The 16185-nt window shown below is 61.1% G+C and carries 17 protein-coding genes and 2 tRNA genes; 10 read left to right on the top strand and 9 right to left on the bottom strand.

Annotated features, from left to right (window positions below):
• Positions 1 to 2: 2 nt before the first annotated feature.
• The gene (locus DCO48_RS01560; protein WP_116548876.1) at positions 3 to 557 is read right to left on the bottom strand and encodes an NADPH-dependent FMN reductase; all 555 of its coding nucleotides are present in this window, start codon (positions 555 to 557) and stop codon (positions 3 to 5) included.
• 149 nt (positions 558 to 706) lie between these two features.
• Here DCO48_RS01560 and DCO48_RS01565 point away from each other — a divergent pair, with 149 nt between their 5' ends.
• Positions 707 to 925: a hypothetical protein gene (locus DCO48_RS01565; protein ID WP_116548877.1), complete on the top strand. Its 219-nt coding sequence runs from the start codon at positions 707 to 709 to the stop codon at positions 923 to 925.
• Between the two features lie 95 nt (positions 926 to 1020).
• Here the strand turns inward: DCO48_RS01565 and DCO48_RS01570 are convergent.
• A tRNA-Val gene (locus DCO48_RS01570) sits at positions 1021 to 1097 on the bottom strand.
• Positions 1098 to 1264: 167 nt separating this feature from the next.
• Positions 1265 to 1341, bottom strand: a tRNA-Val gene (locus DCO48_RS01575).
• 202 nt (positions 1342 to 1543) lie between these two features.
• On the opposite strand from DCO48_RS01575, the gene DCO48_RS01580 reads away from it, so the two are divergent.
• Positions 1544 to 2827, top strand: a complete 1284-nt coding sequence (locus DCO48_RS01580) for an FAD-binding oxidoreductase (RefSeq protein ID WP_116548878.1) — start codon at positions 1544 to 1546, stop codon at positions 2825 to 2827.
• Positions 2828 to 2845: 18 nt separating this feature from the next.
• Here the strand turns inward: DCO48_RS01580 and DCO48_RS01585 are convergent, their stop codons facing one another.
• A complete protein-coding gene (locus tag DCO48_RS01585) occupies positions 2846 to 3589 on the bottom strand; it encodes a peptidase C39 family protein (protein ID WP_116548879.1) in 744 nt (247 codons plus the stop codon).
• A 156-nt stretch (positions 3590 to 3745) separates the two neighbouring features.
• Here DCO48_RS01585 and DCO48_RS22660 point away from each other — a divergent pair, with 156 nt between their 5' ends.
• Positions 3746 to 3895, top strand: coding sequence for a hypothetical protein (locus DCO48_RS22660; protein ID WP_165840716.1), 150 nt, complete (start codon positions 3746 to 3748; stop codon positions 3893 to 3895).
• A gap of 115 nt (positions 3896 to 4010) precedes the next feature.
• On the opposite strand, the gene DCO48_RS01590 is transcribed toward DCO48_RS22660, so the two are convergent.
• Positions 4011 to 4760 carry a TerC family protein gene (locus DCO48_RS01590; RefSeq protein WP_116548880.1) on the bottom strand — a complete coding sequence of 250 codons (750 nt, stop codon included), beginning with the start codon at positions 4758 to 4760 and terminating at the stop codon, positions 4011 to 4013.
• A 34-nt stretch (positions 4761 to 4794) separates the two neighbouring features.
• Entirely contained in the window at positions 4795 to 5034 is a 240-nt protein-coding gene (locus tag DCO48_RS01595; RefSeq protein ID WP_116548881.1) for a hypothetical protein, read from the bottom strand.
• A gap of 144 nt (positions 5035 to 5178) precedes the next feature.
• Between DCO48_RS01595 and nhaR the strand changes: the two genes are divergently transcribed.
• Positions 5179 to 6078, top strand: a complete 900-nt coding sequence (nhaR, locus tag DCO48_RS01600; RefSeq protein WP_116548882.1) for a transcriptional activator NhaR — start codon at positions 5179 to 5181, stop codon at positions 6076 to 6078.
• Here nhaR and DCO48_RS01605 read toward each other — a convergent pair.
• Positions 6065 to 7213, bottom strand: a complete 1149-nt coding sequence (locus tag DCO48_RS01605; RefSeq protein WP_116548883.1) for an MFS transporter — start codon at positions 7211 to 7213, stop codon at positions 6065 to 6067. The two genes, nhaR and DCO48_RS01605, sit on opposite strands and share 14 nt — an antisense overlap.
• A 224-nt stretch (positions 7214 to 7437) precedes the next feature.
• Here DCO48_RS01605 and sstT point away from each other — a divergent pair, with 224 nt between their 5' ends.
• The 5 genes from sstT (at position 7438) to pbpG (ending at position 12830) form a co-directional block, all read left to right on the top strand.
• Positions 7438 to 8649, top strand: a complete 1212-nt coding sequence (gene sstT / locus DCO48_RS01610) for a serine/threonine transporter SstT (protein ID WP_116548884.1) — start codon at positions 7438 to 7440, stop codon at positions 8647 to 8649.
• A 97-nt stretch (positions 8650 to 8746) separates the two neighbouring features.
• Complete coding sequence (locus DCO48_RS01615; protein WP_116548885.1) at positions 8747 to 9388, top strand: YceH family protein; 642 nt, start codon at positions 8747 to 8749, stop codon at positions 9386 to 9388.
• A 144-nt stretch (positions 9389 to 9532) separates the two neighbouring features.
• Positions 9533 to 9868 carry a hypothetical protein gene (locus DCO48_RS01620; RefSeq protein WP_116548886.1) on the top strand — a complete coding sequence of 112 codons (336 nt, stop codon included), beginning with the start codon at positions 9533 to 9535 and terminating at the stop codon, positions 9866 to 9868.
• A 536-nt stretch (positions 9869 to 10404) separates the two neighbouring features.
• Entirely contained in the window at positions 10405 to 11571 is a 1167-nt protein-coding gene (locus tag DCO48_RS01625) for a PAS domain-containing sensor histidine kinase (protein ID WP_116549013.1), read from the top strand.
• 338 nt (positions 11572 to 11909) lie between these two features.
• On the top strand, positions 11910 to 12830 hold the full coding sequence (gene pbpG, locus DCO48_RS01630; RefSeq protein ID WP_116548887.1) for a D-alanyl-D-alanine endopeptidase: 921 nt from the start codon (positions 11910 to 11912) through the stop codon (positions 12828 to 12830).
• Between the two features lie 49 nt (positions 12831 to 12879).
• On the opposite strand, the gene DCO48_RS01635 is transcribed toward pbpG, so the two are convergent.
• Together DCO48_RS01635 and DCO48_RS01640 are read right to left on the bottom strand one after the other, a co-directional pair.
• On the bottom strand, positions 12880 to 13329 hold the full coding sequence (locus DCO48_RS01635) for a hypothetical protein (RefSeq protein WP_116548888.1): 450 nt from the start codon (positions 13327 to 13329) through the stop codon (positions 12880 to 12882).
• Positions 13330 to 13413: 84 nt separating this feature from the next.
• Complete coding sequence (locus DCO48_RS01640; protein WP_116548889.1) at positions 13414 to 14598, bottom strand: RHS repeat-associated core domain-containing protein; 1185 nt, start codon at positions 14596 to 14598, stop codon at positions 13414 to 13416.
• Positions 14599 to 14825: 227 nt separating this feature from the next.
• Between DCO48_RS01640 and pvdM the strand changes: the two genes are divergently transcribed.
• A complete protein-coding gene (gene pvdM / locus DCO48_RS01645; RefSeq protein WP_116548890.1) occupies positions 14826 to 16178 on the top strand; it encodes a pyoverdine-tailoring dipeptidase-like protein PvdM in 1353 nt (450 codons plus the stop codon).
• Positions 16179 to 16185 lie beyond the last annotated feature (7 nt).

Raw genomic sequence — 16185 nt, forward strand, 5'->3', positions numbered from 1 at the left:
ATTCAACCCGCCAAGCGAGCCACCCACCTTGCATAACTATCAATAAAGCCTTGCAAGAACGGCCGCGTCTTCTCCGCCAGCTTGCCGTGCTCGTCAAACAGCGTTGCTGCGCCCCCCACATAAGCCTCCGGCTGCTGCATGCACGGCACATCCAGGAACACCAGCGACTGACGCAGATGGTGATTGGCGCCAAAGCCGCCTACCGCGCCCGGCGATACGCTGATCACCGCCCCCGGCTTGCCACTCCAGGCACTCTGCCCATACGGCCGCGAGCCGACGTCGATCGCATTTTTCAACACCCCCGGCACCGAACGGTTATATTCGGGCGTGACAAACAACACCGCGTCACTTTGCCGGATCTGCTCGCGAAACCTGCGATAGGCTGCCGGCGGGTCGGCATCGATGTCTTCGTTATACAGGGCCAGATCGCCGATCTCGACAATACTCAGCTGGAGGCTCGACGGTGCAAGCTCGGCCAGCACCTCGGCCACCTTGCGGTTGATCGACGCCTTGCGCAAGCTGCCGACGATCACCGCGACGTTGTAAACCTGGCTCATGACGAATTCCAACCTGACTGAACAAAGGGAATTGTTAGTTATAGATGAAGCGCCAGTGCCGCGAGGTTTTTTTCCCGGTGAACAAAACTTCCCAGGCAAAACAGTGGTCTATGCACCACAGAGCACATTCTTCAGAGGTCACACGCTAAATGACAGCAGTACTGGTCGGACAATTTCACGCACGGGACGCCGAGGGCCGCATCTACCCCGTGCATGAATTTCAGGAAGCCACCCTGCAAGCCGATGGAAGTGCCGCCTCTCTTCCGGTCACCACCTATCGCCTGGCCATCGGCGATCGGGTCAACCACTTGGGCGAGGACCGCTTCGAGCTGGTGCAGAGCGGTGTAGAAATCATCCGCATCCCCTGAACCGCACGCTACGGCCTGATGCGTCAGCCCGTAGCCAGGCTTTTCTCAGGGCAAACAAAAAAGGCGATCCTTGCGGATCGCCTTTTTTGAATGTTTGGTAGGCACAATTGGATTCGAACCAACGACCCCCACCATGTCAAGGTGGTGCTCTAACCAACTGAGCTATGTGCCTGCTGCGGGGCGCATTCTACTCAGGTCTGTGCACCTGCGTAAAGCACAATTTGCAAAAAAATCAGCAGATTTACCCTGCCCCAGCGCCGCGCTAAAAACCGCACACATGAAAAAGGCGACCCTCGCGGATCGCCTTTTTCGTGTACCGCCAACAGGAGCGGTAATGTTTGGTAGGCACAATTGGATTCGAACCAACGACCCCCACCATGTCAAGGTGGTGCTCTAACCAACTGAGCTATGTGCCTGCTGTGAGGCGGCATTCTACGGAATCGGCGGAGGGTGTCAACCCTTTTTTTCACGCTAAGCCACTGAATATCAAAATTTTTTTCGAGAGCCTGGAAAAAATGTTTTCGACCGTCCGGCTGGCGGGTGTTTATTATTGTTGATACGATCTGCGCATTCGTAAATTATATAGAACATACAACTACAAATCAGAGGTGCCCGCGCATGGCCAACACCCCCTACCCAGCATCCTATTACGCAGCCTCGGCCAACCCGGTTCCGCAGCGTCCCGCCCTGCAGGAAGTCGTTGAGACGGACGTTTGCGTGATCGGCGCGGGCTACACCGGCCTGTCCAGCGCCCTGTTCCTGCTCGAAAACGGCTTTAAAGTGACCGTACTGGAGGCCGCCAAGGTCGGCTTCGGCGCCTCGGGCCGCAACGGCGGCCAGATCGTCAACAGCTACAGCCGCGACATCGACGTGATCGAGCGCACCGTTGGCCCGAAACAGGCACAACTGCTCGGCCAGATGGCCTTCGAAGGCGGTCGCATCATTCGCGAGCGCGTCGCCAAGTACAACATCCAGTGCGACCTGAAAGACGGTGGCGTGTTCGCCGCCCTGACCAGCAAGCAGATGGGCCACCTGGAATCACAACAGCGCCTGTGGGAACGCTACGGCCACACCCAGCTGGAACTGATGGACCAGAAGCGCATCCGTGAAGTGGTCGCCTGCGACAACTACCTGGGCGGCATGCTCGACATGAGCGGCGGCCACATCCACCCCCTGAACCTGGCGCTGGGCGAAGCCGCCGCGGTAGAGTCGCTGGGCGGCAAAATTTACGAACAGTCGCCGGCCATCCGCATCGAGCGTGGCGCCAACCCTGTGGTACACACCCCGCAGGGCAAGGTCCGCGCCAAGTTCATCATCGTTGCCGGCAACGCCTATCTGGGCAACCTGGTTCCGGAACTGGCCTCCAAGTCGATGCCTTGCGGTACCCAGGTGATCACCACCGAGCCGCTGGGCGACGAACTGGCACGTACCCTGCTGCCGCAGGACTACTGCGTCGAAGACTGCAACTACCTGCTCGACTACTACCGCCTGACTGGCGACAAGCGCCTGATCTTCGGCGGTGGCGTGGTCTACGGTGCGCGCGACCCGGCAAACATCGAGGCGATCATCCGCCCGAAAATGCTCAAGGCCTTCCCGCAACTGAAAAACGTGAAAATCGACTACGCCTGGACCGGCAACTTCCTGCTGACCCTGTCGCGCCTGCCACAAGTCGGCCGCCTGGGCGACAACATCTATTACTCGCAAGGCTGCAGCGGCCACGGCGTCACCTACACCCACCTGGCGGGTAAAGTGCTGGCTGAGGCCCTGCGTGGCCAGGCGGAACGGTTCGATGCGTTCGCCGAGCTGCCGCACTACCCGTTCCCGGGCGGTCAGCTGCTGCGCGTACCGTTCAGCGCCCTCGGCGCCTGGTACTACACCCTGCGCGACCGTCTCGGCGTGTAAGCCGGAGCGCCGCTGCCGTCACTGCCCCAGGGCCGTGACGGCACGCCGCGCGGCCTGTTCCTGGCCCGCCTGGGCCAGGTCGTTGGCCGCCTTGAGCCAACGCTGACGATCCACCTGCGCCGGCAACTGGCCAGGCTGCTGTACCAGCACTGCCCAACTCCCCTCTTTCTTCCACGCCGCTTCAAAGTCGTCGAAGTCCATCAACAGGCGTCGGCTGAAGCCTGCGCGCAGCAATACCCGTTGCTTGTAACGGTCGTAGCCGACCAGCAGCGCGTAACGTGGCTCGCTCCAGAACGCCGAACCTTCCTGGAACCGCAGCAACACCGGATTGCCGGCCGCCACCTGGGTCAGCAGCGCCGACAGGGCCGGGTCCAGCGGATAGACCAGCATGCCGTAGTCACGGGCGACGCTCTGCACCGAGGTTTGCAATTGGTCGATGCCCTTGGGCAGGTGCAGCGGCGCCTTGAGCATGCCCGGGGTAATGCGCACGCCCTGCTCGGAGAGGATCGCGGCCAGGGCCATCGGCGCACTCTGGTCGGCGTTGCCACGGAAGAACGGTACGGTGCCAAGTTCGACCCGTTGCGGCAGGCTTTTCAGCTCGTTGTCGGGCTGGCTGGCGCAACCGGCCAGGCTGGCGGCAAGAGCCACGGCCAGCAGCAAACGGCGTGGTAGCGCAGCGGAAGACGTGAGGAATGTGGGCAGCATGCAGACTCGCTTGTTCTGACGCCAGGCAGATGACGCCTGGGCGGAAGCGCAGATCATAGGACGACACGGCGGGCGGGTATAGCCCGAGGCGGGGTTAGAACGAATGGACCCAAGCCCTAGACCTTTGGTCAATGGCCTGCAACAAGGCAGCGGCTAGACTGAACCTGTAGTGGCAAGACAAGCCTTAAGCTTGTCGAGGTTGAGGAGGCACCCATGAGCCTTGCAATGGCAATCATTCTACTGATCGGCACCTGGCTGCTGGTAGCGGCCGCCATGCTCTGGGGCGTACTGCGTATCGCGCGGCGCCATCATCTGCACCAGCAACCCAAGGTAAAAGTGGCCAAGCCGGTGCATGCCCATTGAATTCATGTTTTGAACAGCTGAAAAGCATCGCGGGACGAGCCCGCTCCCACAAGGAGCACTAGATACTCCTGTGGAAGCGGGCTCGTCCCGCGATAGGGCTTAACCGATCTTGCGATCAGCCCTCCAGCGTCTCGCGCTTCTCCCGGGCCCGGCGAGCCAGGATGTTCAGCACTTCGATCGCCGTCGAGAAGGCCATCGCCGCGTACACATAACCCTTCGGTACATGGGCGCCGAAGCCTTCGGCGATCAAGGTCATGCCGATCATGATCAGGAAGCCCAGGGCCAGCATCACCACCGTCGGGTTGTCGTTGATGAACTTGGCCAGCGGGTCAGCCGCTACCAGCATCACGATCACCGCGCTCACCACGGCAATGATCATGATCGGCAGGTGCTCGGTCATGCCCACAGCGGTAATGATGCTGTCGATCGAGAAAACGATGTCCAGCAACAGGATCTGCCCGATGGCGGCGGCAAAGCCCAGGGTGATGGTCGAGGACGCCTTGGCTTCTTCCTTGGCGCGGGTGTCGACGCTGTGGTGAATCTCGGTAGTCGCCTTCCACAGCAGGAACAGACCACCGGCAATCAGGATCATGTCCTTCCAGGAGAAGGTATGACCGAACACGTCAATCACCGGCTCGGTGAGCTGGACGATCCAGGCCACGGTACTCAACAGCGCCAGACGCATCACCAGCGCCATGCTGATACCGATACGGCGCGCCTTGGAGCGGTACTCTTCCGGCAGTTTGTTGGTCAGGATCGAGATGAAGATCAGGTTGTCGATACCCAGCACGATCTCCATGGCCACCAAGGTGGCCAGGGCGACCCAGGCGGTCGGGCTTGCAGCAAGTTCCAGCAGGTATTCCATGGCTCAATCCTGAATTGATAGCAAAAGGTGAAGGTTAGAGTTCCTGACCGTTCTTGTCGGCCGCAGCGGTGTCTTCTTTATCGGCCTTGGAGCCGGTGGCTTCTTTCAGGGCATCCTGGGCAGCATCGTTGGTCTTGTCGATGGCTTCCTTGGCCGACTCGGCGGCCTGGTTGAGCAGTTGTTGCGCCGATTTCTCGGCCTGGTCGCAGCCGCTCATGGCGAACAGCGCCAGCAACAGGACCAGCGGGGTACCAATGGATTTGATCTGTAACATGAGTTCCTCTCTCCAATCGGCCAGCTTCGGAAACAGCTGGTAACGTGATGGGTTGGCATTCTAGAGAGAGTGAAACATCAGGAAAATTCGTATTTTTACCGGCTATACTTCGTTTTTACCGAACTATTACCCCGCGAGTCTTCCATGCTCAATTACCGCCAACTGCATTATTTCTGGGTCGTGGCGAAAACCGGGAGCATCGTCCGCGCCTGCGAGCAGCTCAACCTCACCCCGCAAACCATCAGCGGCCAGCTTAGCCTGCTGGAGCAAACCTATGGCATCGAGCTGTTTCGCAAGGTCGGTCGGCAACTGGAACTGACCGAAACCGGTCGCCAGGCCTTGGGCTACGCCGAGCAGATGTTCCAGATTGGCGGCGAGCTGGAGGCCATGTTGCGGGCCCAGCCGGACGAGCAGCAGATCCTGTTTCGCGTGGGTGTCGCCGACGTGGTGCCCAAATCCATCGTCTACCGGCTGATTGCGCCAACCATGGAGCTGGCCGAGCCGCTGCGCATCAGTTGCCGCGAAGACAAACTGGAACGGCTGCTGGCAGACCTAGCGATCCAACGCCTGGACCTGGTGATTTCCGACAGCCCGATGCCCAGCCACCTGGACATCAAGGGCTACAGCCAGAAACTCGGTGAATGCGGTATCAGCTTCCTCGCCACCCCGGCACTAGCGGCGCTGCATGCGGCGCCCTTCCCGCTCGGCCTGCAGCATGCGCCGCTGCTGATCCCGGGCCAGGAAACCGTGGTGCGTAGCCGCTTGCTGCGCTGGTTTGCCGAGCAACAACTGCAACCGCGGATCATCGGCGAATTCGACGACAGTGCACTGATGCAGGCATTCGGTAAATCCGGCAGCGGCATCTTCATCGCCCCGAGCGTGATTGCCGAGGAAATCTGCCGCCAATATGGCGTGGTACTGGTTGGCCAGACCGACGCGGTGACCGAGTCGTTCTACGCCATCTCGGTGGAACGCAAGGTCAAGCACCCGGGTATTGTCGCGATTACCGAAGGCGCCCGCCGCGAGCTGTTCAACTGGTCTTGAAGCGTGCGCTGCATAGCCACAGCGCCAGCAGCAGGGAACTGCCGATCAGCAGCGCGGCTACGTTGCCAATGCTGGCCAGGCCGAAGCTGTCGATGACCCGCCCGCCGATGAGCGCGCCCAGGCCAATACCCAGGTTGGCCCCGGCGATGTTCAGCGAGGCGGCGAAGGCCGCTGCCTGCGGTGCAGCCTTGATCACCCGCACATGGCTGACCAGAAACAGCGCCGCCTGGCTCGCGCCCCACAGCCCCAGCGCCAACGGTAAACCAAGCGGCGATTGGATGCTCGGGACCACGGCCAGCAAGCCGATGGCCATCAGTGCGCAGAAGCCCGCCGAGGCCAGCAGCGGGTGGCGATCGACCGCGCGACCGCCAAGGCTGTTGCCGAGCAGGCCGACTGCACCGAAGCCCATCAGGTACCAGCCGACCGTGGCGCCGTCGAATCCGGCCAGGCGTTCGAGGATATCGGCCAGGTAGGTGTAGGCGGTAAACATGCCACTGAACACCAGCACCGAGAGCACGACATGGCCTTGCAGCAGGCGGCTGCGCAGGATGCCGAACTGGCCAAGCAACGACGTCGCCTGGTTGTGCCGGGGCGTCTTCGGCAGGTACAGGAACAGCAACAAGGCCTTGGCCAGTGCCAGGCCTGCGAGCAGCCAGAACGCCGCGCGCCAGCCGAACGCATCGCCGACCAGGGTGCCGACCGGAATGCCGAAGACCGTGGCACAGACCACGCCGAAGCTGATCTTGCCGATCGCTCGTCCGGCGTAGGCCGGGCCGACGATGTCGACCGCGGTTTCGCTGGCCAGCGACCAGAACACCGGCAGGCCCAGTGCTGGCACCAGGCGGGCGAAGGCCATCACATAGATGTTCGAGGCCAGCGCCGCCAGCGCGTTGGCGGCGGCGAACAACAGCAGGATGCCGACGAACAGCCGCTTGCGTTCGAAACGCGCCGCCCAGGCAGTGAGGAACGGCCCGCAGCAGGCCACGGTAAAGGCAAACAGGGTCACCAGCAGCCCGGCCTGGGGGATACTCACCGCCAGGTCACGGGCGATCCCCGGCAGCAGCCCGACGATCACGAACTCGGTGGTCAGAACAGTGAAGCCGGCCGCAGCCAGCAACAGAATCGGCAGTAACATCCACACTCCAGCGTTAATTAACCACGGCGCCAGCCGTTTATAAGGGGGCGCGCATACTACCAGCGACACCCCGTCTCACCTACCGATGGGCGGGGCCAATGGGTTCGCACCGCTGCTCTGTGCTAAAGTCGCGCCCCTTTCGCGGCCGGCCTTGCCTGTGCCGCCCCCGCTTCGCTGCCCGGAACTGCCTCCGGGCCCTTGAACAAGACCGAGAAACACCTGCCATGACCCCGCTACTCCACTTGTTGAACCGTACCAGCCTGGTATTGCAGATCCTGATCGGCCTGGTCGCCGGCATTGCCCTGGCGTTAATCGCGCCGGAAACGGCGAACCACCTTGGCTTCGTCGGCAAGATTTTCGTCAGCGCCCTGAAAGCCGTGGCGCCGGTGCTGGTGTTCGTGCTGGTCATGGCGTCGATCGCCAACCACAAGCACGGCCAGGAAACCCATATCCGCCCGATCCTGGTGTTGTACCTGTTCGGTACGTTTGGCGCTGCCGTGGTGGCGGTGGTTGCCAGCATGCTGTTCCCTTCGCAGCTGGTACTGCAGACCCACGACGCACAGATGAGCGCCCCTGGCGGCATCGCCGAAGTGATGCAGGGGCTGTTGCTGAGCGTGGTCGACAACCCGATCAACGCGCTGATCAGCAGCAACTTCATCGGCATTCTGGCCTGGGCCATTGGCCTTGGCGTGGCCATCCGCCATGCCGGCCCGAGCACCCGCCAGGTACTCGGCGATCTGTCCAACGGCGTGACCCTGATCGTGCGCGTGGTGATTCGCTTCGCGCCGCTGGGGATCTTCGGCCTGGTGGCCTCGACCCTGGCGCAATCGGGCCTGGACGCGCTGATCGGCTACCTGCACCTGCTCGGCGTGCTGATCGGCTGCATGCTGTTTGTGGCGCTGGTGATGAACCCGCTGATCGTGTTCTGGAAGATCCGCCGCAACCCGTTCCCACTGACCCTGCTGTGCCTGCGCGAAAGCGGTATTACTGCGTTCTTTACCCGCAGCTCGGCGGCGAACATCCCAGTCAACCTGGCGTTGAGCGAGAAACTTGGCCTGCATGAGGACACCTACTCGGTGTCGATCCCGCTGGGCGCGACCATCAACATGGCCGGTGCGGCCATCACCATCACCGTGCTGACCCTGGCAGCGGTGCATACCCTGGGGATCAGCGTCGACTTGCCGACCGCAGTGCTGCTCAGCGTGGTGGCGGCGGTATGCGCCTGCGGCGCATCCGGGGTGGCCGGCGGTTCGCTGCTGCTGATTCCGCTGGCGTGCAGCCTGTTCGGGATTCCCAGCGAGATTGCCATGCAGGTGGTGGCGGTCGGCTTCATCATCGGTGTGCTGCAGGATTCGGCGGAGACTGCGCTGAACTCTTCCACCGACGTGCTGTTTACGGCGGCGGCCTGTAAGGCCGAGGCGCGCCGTAGCGCCTGAGCCGCTGGCAGCCGGCGCGCCCTGCGCCGGCCGCCGCTTGTGTTTTACCCTGTCCCGCCCCTAGGCTAGAGCCCTTTCCTCGCACAGAGACAGGGCCATGTCCGCCGATCACGATACTCCCGCCACTGCCCGCTTCAACAGCACAGAAATCCGTATTCTGGGTGCACTGATCGAGAAGCAGGCGAGCAACCCGGAAACCTATCCACTGACCTTGAACGCACTGGTGCTGGCGTGCAACCAGAAGACCAGCCGCGAGCCGGTGATGAACCTCAGCCCAGGCCAGGTTGGCCAGGGCCTGCGTGCGCTGGAGGGCCAGGGCATGGCCCGGTTGCAGATGGGCAGCCGCGCCGACCGTTGGGAGCAACGGGTGGACAAGGCGCTGGAATTGGTGCCGGCACAACTGATCCTGTTGGGGTTGATGTTCCTGCGTGGGCCGCAGACGGTGAACGAGCTGTTGACCCGCAGTAGCCGCATGCATGCGTTCGAGGATAACGAGCAGGTGGTGCATCAGCTGGAGCGCCTGATCGCGCGCGGGCTTGCCTTGCACCTGCCGCGTCAGGCCGGGCAGCGGGAGGACCGCTATACCCATGCGCTGGGCGATCCGGCGGACATGGAGGCCATTCTCGAAGCGCGCCAGCAGGGGCCGGAGCGCAGTGCCAGTGGGGTTTCGCTGGAGCGGGTCGAAGCGCTTGAGGCGCGGATTGCGGCGCTGGAGGAGCGTTTGGCGCAGCTGGAGTAGGACCGTAGCGCGGCTATCGCGGGCTCGTCCCGCGATGAGGCCAGTGAATTCAAGCCCGAGCGTATTCAACTGCCGATACAGGTGGCTATGAAAGCGCACGCCGAAGGTGCCGGGCCGGCCAGGGAGATGCAGAGGACAGTGTCTTTGCTCGGGGTCGTGGAGCGCTCCTGGAAGCAGGCGCCACCGCCGCCGGTGTACTACCAGCCGTACCCGGTGGTCGAACGCTATGTGCCGGTGCCACCACCGTACTACCGCCACTATTACGGGCCGCCACGCGGTTATTACGGCCCACCACGCTGGTGGAACGCCTCGAACACGGCGCCCTGCACGCCTGATTTGCGCCCTGTTTTCACCGTGCGCTGCTCCGCACACCTCCCCTTGCCCCGCCGCGTTGACGGGGTTTTTTATGGCCGCAGGAAAGCCCGTGACGTGCACCTGCGCCTGATGATCCGCCATCGCCAGTGCTACATGAAGCGATAATGACCGGAATGTCGACCCTCGGCACTACACTCAGCGGCAGCGAGATCATAGACGGCGTAGCCTACGCACAAAGCTGGTGGGTACGAGCCTCCTATAGCTAGTCCAGTGGACTATCGTTGCGGCTGTAATTCTCTGCGTTGGAGGCGCGTGAATGGTTCGAAGAGCAAGAAGATTCGGAGGTGCGTCGCGGTTCGCCGTCTTTACCCCTCCGCGGATCTTCCGCCTGATTTCCTTTCACTCGCTCATCTTCGGTGGCTACCTGGTCTAGCGGCTCGCGTGGTGCTCCAGCCGATCCATCAATATTCGTGTCGTTCCTTTCGCTAGTCATACACACCTCTCAGCGCTCAGAAAACCTGAGCTGGGTCGAGTATGCGCCGCACTATGCGAGAGAAGATTTATATCAGACCGCCGGACGTGAGCAAAAAAATCAATCACTCGCTTTACACGCATGCCCCGCCATCAAAGCCTACCTTGTAGCGGGCGCTATACTTCTTCAGCCCATGCAAATCACTCTTTTCCGTACGGTAATCGACGTCATGCCTGACGACAGCGAACTGATACCTGGTAGCGATATTCTGTTCGACGATGCGGCGTGCGGCCTGTTGCTGACGGCGGAAAACGGAACGATCAAACGAGTGAATCTGACCTTTTGCCGGTGGATCGGCTACAGCAGGCAAGAGCTACTGGGCCTCACGCTTCAATCACTGATGAGCACAGAGGCGCGCATTTTTCATCAGACTCACTGGCTTCCTCTCATGCAGCTCCAAGGTGCCATTTCAGACGTCAAGTTTGACCTGGTTCATAGAGAGGGCCACCTCACCTCGATGATGCTCAATGGCATCAGATGTGAACATTCCAGCGGAATCTTCCATGAGATAACCATGTTCAAAGCGCGAGATCGAAACAGATATGAGCGCGAACTCCTCAATGCCCGAATGCTCGCTGAAAGGCATCTCGCAAGTCACCTTAAGACTCAACGTAACGTTGACGAAGCACAGGGAAGGCTGCGGCTAACATATGCAGCAGCGGAAGACCGAGCGCTCTTCGCTGAGCAGATGATAGGCATCGTCAGTCACGATCTTCGTAACCCACTGGCGGCGATCAAAATGGCCGCCAGTTTACTGGCTCGCAAAGAGCTGGAGCCAAAAACACTCATGACAGTGGGCCACATAACCCACTCCGCAGAGCGGGCACAGCGATTAATCGCAGACCTGCTGGACTTCACCCTGATCCAAGTTGGGCGCGGCATTGCTGTTAGCTGTTCGCCGGTCGATTTGCACCCGCTCGTTTCGGAGTGCCTAAACGAGCTGAGACTGGCGTTCCCCGGTCACGAACTCATTCACGAAGCAAATGGCCAAGGAGATTTCAGCGCTGACAGCGATCGCTTCTACCAACTGATCGGAAATTTAGTGGCTAACGCGATTGCCTATGGCAATGCAAATGACGTCGTTACTGTATCCTCAACGATAGATGAAAGACGGGTCGTTCTTTCGGTTCATAATTTTGGTACGCCGCTTCCAAAAGGGCTTTTAGCGAATCTATTCGAGCCCATGATCAGGGGCAGTCACGACAATGCCGGCCTCAGGAGCATAGGCCTAGGGTTATTCATTGTCCGAGAGATTGTTAGGGCTCATGGCGGAGAAGTATCCGTCACCTCTTCCAAGAAAGCAGGAACGACATTCACTGCCATTTTCCCGCATTAACGCGTCACCCTAAGCAAGGGCAAAGACCCTTACACTGCACCACTGGAAATATCCAGCACACTGTCAGCAAACCCAATCCCGTTTCCAACAGCGCACCGCTGAGCCGCACACCGCCCTTTCTAGTCCCACCACATGCACATAGGCAACTTGGCTTATTATCGCTGAGGTTGTGACGTCGAACTCGCGCAGCAGTTGGTACAGGATTAAAGATATTTCACCTTGCGCCCTTTAGGCATAAGGCATTCGACAGCGCCTCTGCCATACTCCAAAATGTCACGATTAGAAAAACAAAAACCCTTGCACAGCCAACGACATACCCACTTTTAGTGAGCACTACCGTGAAAACCTCCCTTTCGATTCTAAGCCTGCTGCTGTTGCTCACAGGCACCGCCAGCGTCACGTCGAATGCTGTTGCACAACCCGCGCCGCACGTGCAGCGCGACCCATCGAAATTACACCTGGCGTCTGGCAGCGCGCTGCTGATCGACCTGCAAACCAACCAGGTGCTCTATTCGAGCAACCCGGACCGGGTCGTGCCGATTGCCTCGGTCACCAAGCTGATGACCGCCATGGTCGTGCTCGACGCCAAACAGCCGATGGACGAGAACCTCACGGTAACCATCGCGCAGAACCCGGACATGAAAGGCGTGTACTCGCGCGTGCGCCTGGGCAGCGAGCTGAACCGCAAAGAAATGCTGCTGATCACCCTGATGTCGTCGGAGAACCGCGCCGCTACCACCCTGGCCCACCACTACCCGGGCGGCTACCCGGCGTTCATCAAGGCCATGAACGCCAAGGCCAAGGCACTGGGCATGAGCCATACCCGCTATGTGGAGCCAACCGGCCTGTCGACCCGCAACGTGTCCACCGCCCGCGACCTCGGCAAACTGCTGCTGGCCTCGCGCAACTACCCGCTGCTGAGCGAACTGAGCACCACCCGCGAGAAGACCGTGGCGTTCCGCAAACCCAACTACACCCTGGGCTTTCGCAACACCGACCACCTGGTCAACAAGAGCAATTGGGATATCCGCCTGACCAAGACCGGCTTCACCAATGAGGCCGGGCACTGCCTGGTACTGCTGACCAAGATGGACAACCGGCCAGTGGCGATGGTGATTCTGGATGCGTTCGGCAAGTACACCCACTTCGCCGACGCTTCGCGCCTGCGCCAGTGGCTGGAAACCGGCAACGCCAAACCAGCGCCGGCGGTAGCGATGCGCTACAAGTCGGACAAGTCGCAGAACCGCCCGCAGGACTGATCTGCGCCCGCCTGCCAGGCATTGCGCCCGGCAGGCAGTGGTCGACGCATCAGGCGGTAGTGCTGACCGCCGAGCCAGCGCTGCTGCCACCCGCTTCGGTCAAAGCTTGCAGCAGGGCCGCAGTAGCCTGCAGCAACTGACCGGAAGTGGTTGCCACCGCCGCTTGCGCAGCCATCACACGTACCGCCTTGGTGGTTTCGTCGCCTTTGCTGGCCATGGCCTGAGCCAATGCCTTCTGGTCTTCTTCCAGTTGCTTCTGCAGACGCTTTACTTGCTCGCGCATCTGCTTGATGTGCGGCGGCTCGCTGCTGGCTGCGGCCTCGGCTTTCTCCTTGGCCTCGGCGGCCTTGCCTGGGTTGCTGATCTGGCTGGCATCGACCCGCAGCGCATCGTCCTTGAGCGCACCATTTTCCGGCGCTGCGGCGCTGATGGCCAAGGCGGTGCTGGTCGGTTGGTTACCGGCAATGGTCATGCTGCCGGCCATGCTGAGATTTAACATCGTTATCGTCCTGATGGTGTGGATCTGCTCAGGTAGTCGGCTGGCGATGGCGAAACTTTAGCGAGCAGGCAACGCCGCTGCCGGCTACCCGCGCCTGATCTGCAGCGCCTCCTGGCTGACCGTTGGTCGCAGCGGAAGGCTCGGGAGAGGAAGGTTGGAAAATGCCGCCAGCTCTTGATCCGCGTCGCGGGTGGTGGCGTTGACCCAGCGCTGCACATCCCGATTGGAGCGCCCGATGCTGATACCGTCAAGGCCCAGGCTGGACGCATGACGGTCAAGCCTAATATTGGAGTAGGCATTGTCGAGGTGCCAGCGCTCGAATGGCTGCAACTGGACGCCTTTCAGGCTGCCGGTGAAACCGGAGGTACTCTTCGAAGCACCCGAGCTGCCCGCGCTGCGCGCAAAGGGCTGTTCCAGGGCGCTGTAGTAACCTAAATCGGTCGAGCCCGTGGAGCTGCTCACGCTGCTATGGTCAAACGAGCTCGATGAGCTTGATGTTGCCGATGAGCTTGAGCTTCTTCTTCCAGCCTGCTGAAGCGCCCGGTACTGATCTATCAATTCAGCCTCTTGCGAAGCGGCGCTGGAAGCAGAAGATATCGTCAAATATTGCGACGAACCCCAGCTAATCGTATTTCGGCCGTTCGTTGCTCCGGCTCTGCTGGATAGCGTACGAGAAACTATACTACTACCACTTGATGACGAACCTACGAACGAGGTCCGGTTGTTAAACAGCATCTTCATCAGACCGCGCCAAATAGAAGCAAAGTGCCCAGTCGTATCGCTGTAGTTTACCGGATCGCCAACACAGTAAGCATAAGGATTGATCCCACCGCGCCCGAATGGACTCAGGCTGTCCGCACTAATGAAGCGCATCAGCGTCGTGTTGAACGCGCGATAACCTATACCCAGCAAATAGTCGTGGGTCAACGGTTCCGGCCGCTCACCGTTAAAGCCAAGCAGATTGTCGCCCGCAATGTGGTAACCATAGACCGTGTATGCAACAGCTGTGCTCTCGCCCTCCGTGATCGAACCGAGTGTCGAGCGCTGTCGATCAACCATGAGCAACGCTGTGGTGCGGGCTTTCCCTCGCTGCCGCTGCTGCGCCAGAATCGTGCCGCCATGCTCAACAATCGATTGCGTAAGCGCACCGTCGACCTCGGTAACCAGCCGACTGTTCTTGTAGAAGCGCTGAGTTGGCTGCGCGCCTGACATTGCACAAACGACGATTCGATCCAAAGCGTCATACATATTGCGTTTAATGTTGCACATACATTGGCCTCAATCTGGCGCTGGCGGATCGGCTGTCAATCACGACTCTGACATCCCGCCGACTGCAGCGCTACTGACAGAAATATCAGGTAGGCACAGCCCCAAACCCGGCACCAACGTAAATTTTCCCGCCAGCCACTCGTCCCTCCCCTGACACCCGACCTCTACCTGCCGTTCGCCGCTCACCGGCCCAGGTCGGCCCACTCAGCCCAGCGACCGAGATGGCAATGACCCGAATCCGTTCCCGCAAGGCCCTGACCATTGGCCTGCCCCTTGCCCTTGCACTGACCATCGGTGCCGCCGCAGCCGGCTACCTGTACTTCAAGGGCGAGGCCGGCTACCCGCGCAAGATCGTCGAACAGGCCGATGCCCTGCACGAACACATCCTCTCCTTCGACAGCCATATCACCGTGCCGCTGGACTTCGGCAGCGCCGGTCATGAAGCCGACAGGGACGGCCCTGGGCAATTCGACCTGGTCAAGGCCAACCGCGGCCGGCTGTCCGGTGCGGCGCTGACCCTCTTCGGCTGGCCGGAACTGTGGAACGGCCCGAACGCGCCGCACCGGCCCACCGAGGGCTTCGTCGACGAGGCCCGTCACCAGCAGGAAGTGCGCTACAAGATCATCAGCCGGATGGCCCGTGACTTCCCCAACCAGGTTGGTATCGCCTACACCCCCGACGATTTCCGGCGCCTGCACGGCGAAGGCAAGTTCGCCATCTTCATCAGCATGCTCAACGCCTACCCGCTGGGCAGCGACCTGGCCCAGCTCGACCTGTGGACGGCGCGTGGCATGCGCATGTTCGGCTTCAGCTACGTGGGCAACAACAGCTGGGCCGACTCGTCGCGACCACTGCCGTTCTTCAACGACACCCCGGATGCCCTCGGCGGCCTGTCGCCGCTTGGCGAGCAGGCGGTCAAGCGCCTGAACGACCTGGGAGTGATCATCGACGTGTCGCAGATGTCGAGCCTGGCCCTGGAAGACGTCGCCCGCCTCAGCCGCACCCCGCTGGTGGCCTCGCACTCGGCGCCACGGGCGCTGGTGGACATCCCACGCAACCTCAGCGACAAGGAGATGCAACTGATCAAGGACAGCGGCGGCGTGGTGCAGATCGTCGGTTTCCCGACCTACCTCAAGCCACTGAGCAAACCGACCCTGGACAAACTCGAAGCGCTGCGCGCCAGGTTCGACCTGCAGCCGCTGCACGGCCTGGCCAACGCACTGATGCCGGGCGACGCAGTGATTGCCATCTGGCCCGAAGCGCGCTTCGGCGAATACGCCGGCAGCCTCTACGGCATCGTCGACGAAGAGCCGAAAGCCGGCCTCAAGGACTTCGGCGACGCCATCGACTACGCGGTGAAGAAGATGGGCATCGACCACGTCGGCATCAGTTCCGACTTCAACGACGGTGGCGGCCTGAACGGCTGGAAAGACGTTAGCGAAATTCGCAACGTCACCGCCGAGCTGCTCACCCGCGGTTACTCCGAAGCCGATATCGCCAAGCTCTGGGCCGGCAACTTCCTGCGGGTCTGGGAGCAGGTGCAAAAAGCCGCCCAACCTGTCGCCACCACTCGCCCTTGAGCACACC

Origin of the sequence: Pseudomonas sp. SDI, from assembly GCF_003105155.1 — a bacterium.
Classification (GTDB): domain Bacteria; phylum Pseudomonadota; class Gammaproteobacteria; order Pseudomonadales; family Pseudomonadaceae; genus Aquipseudomonas.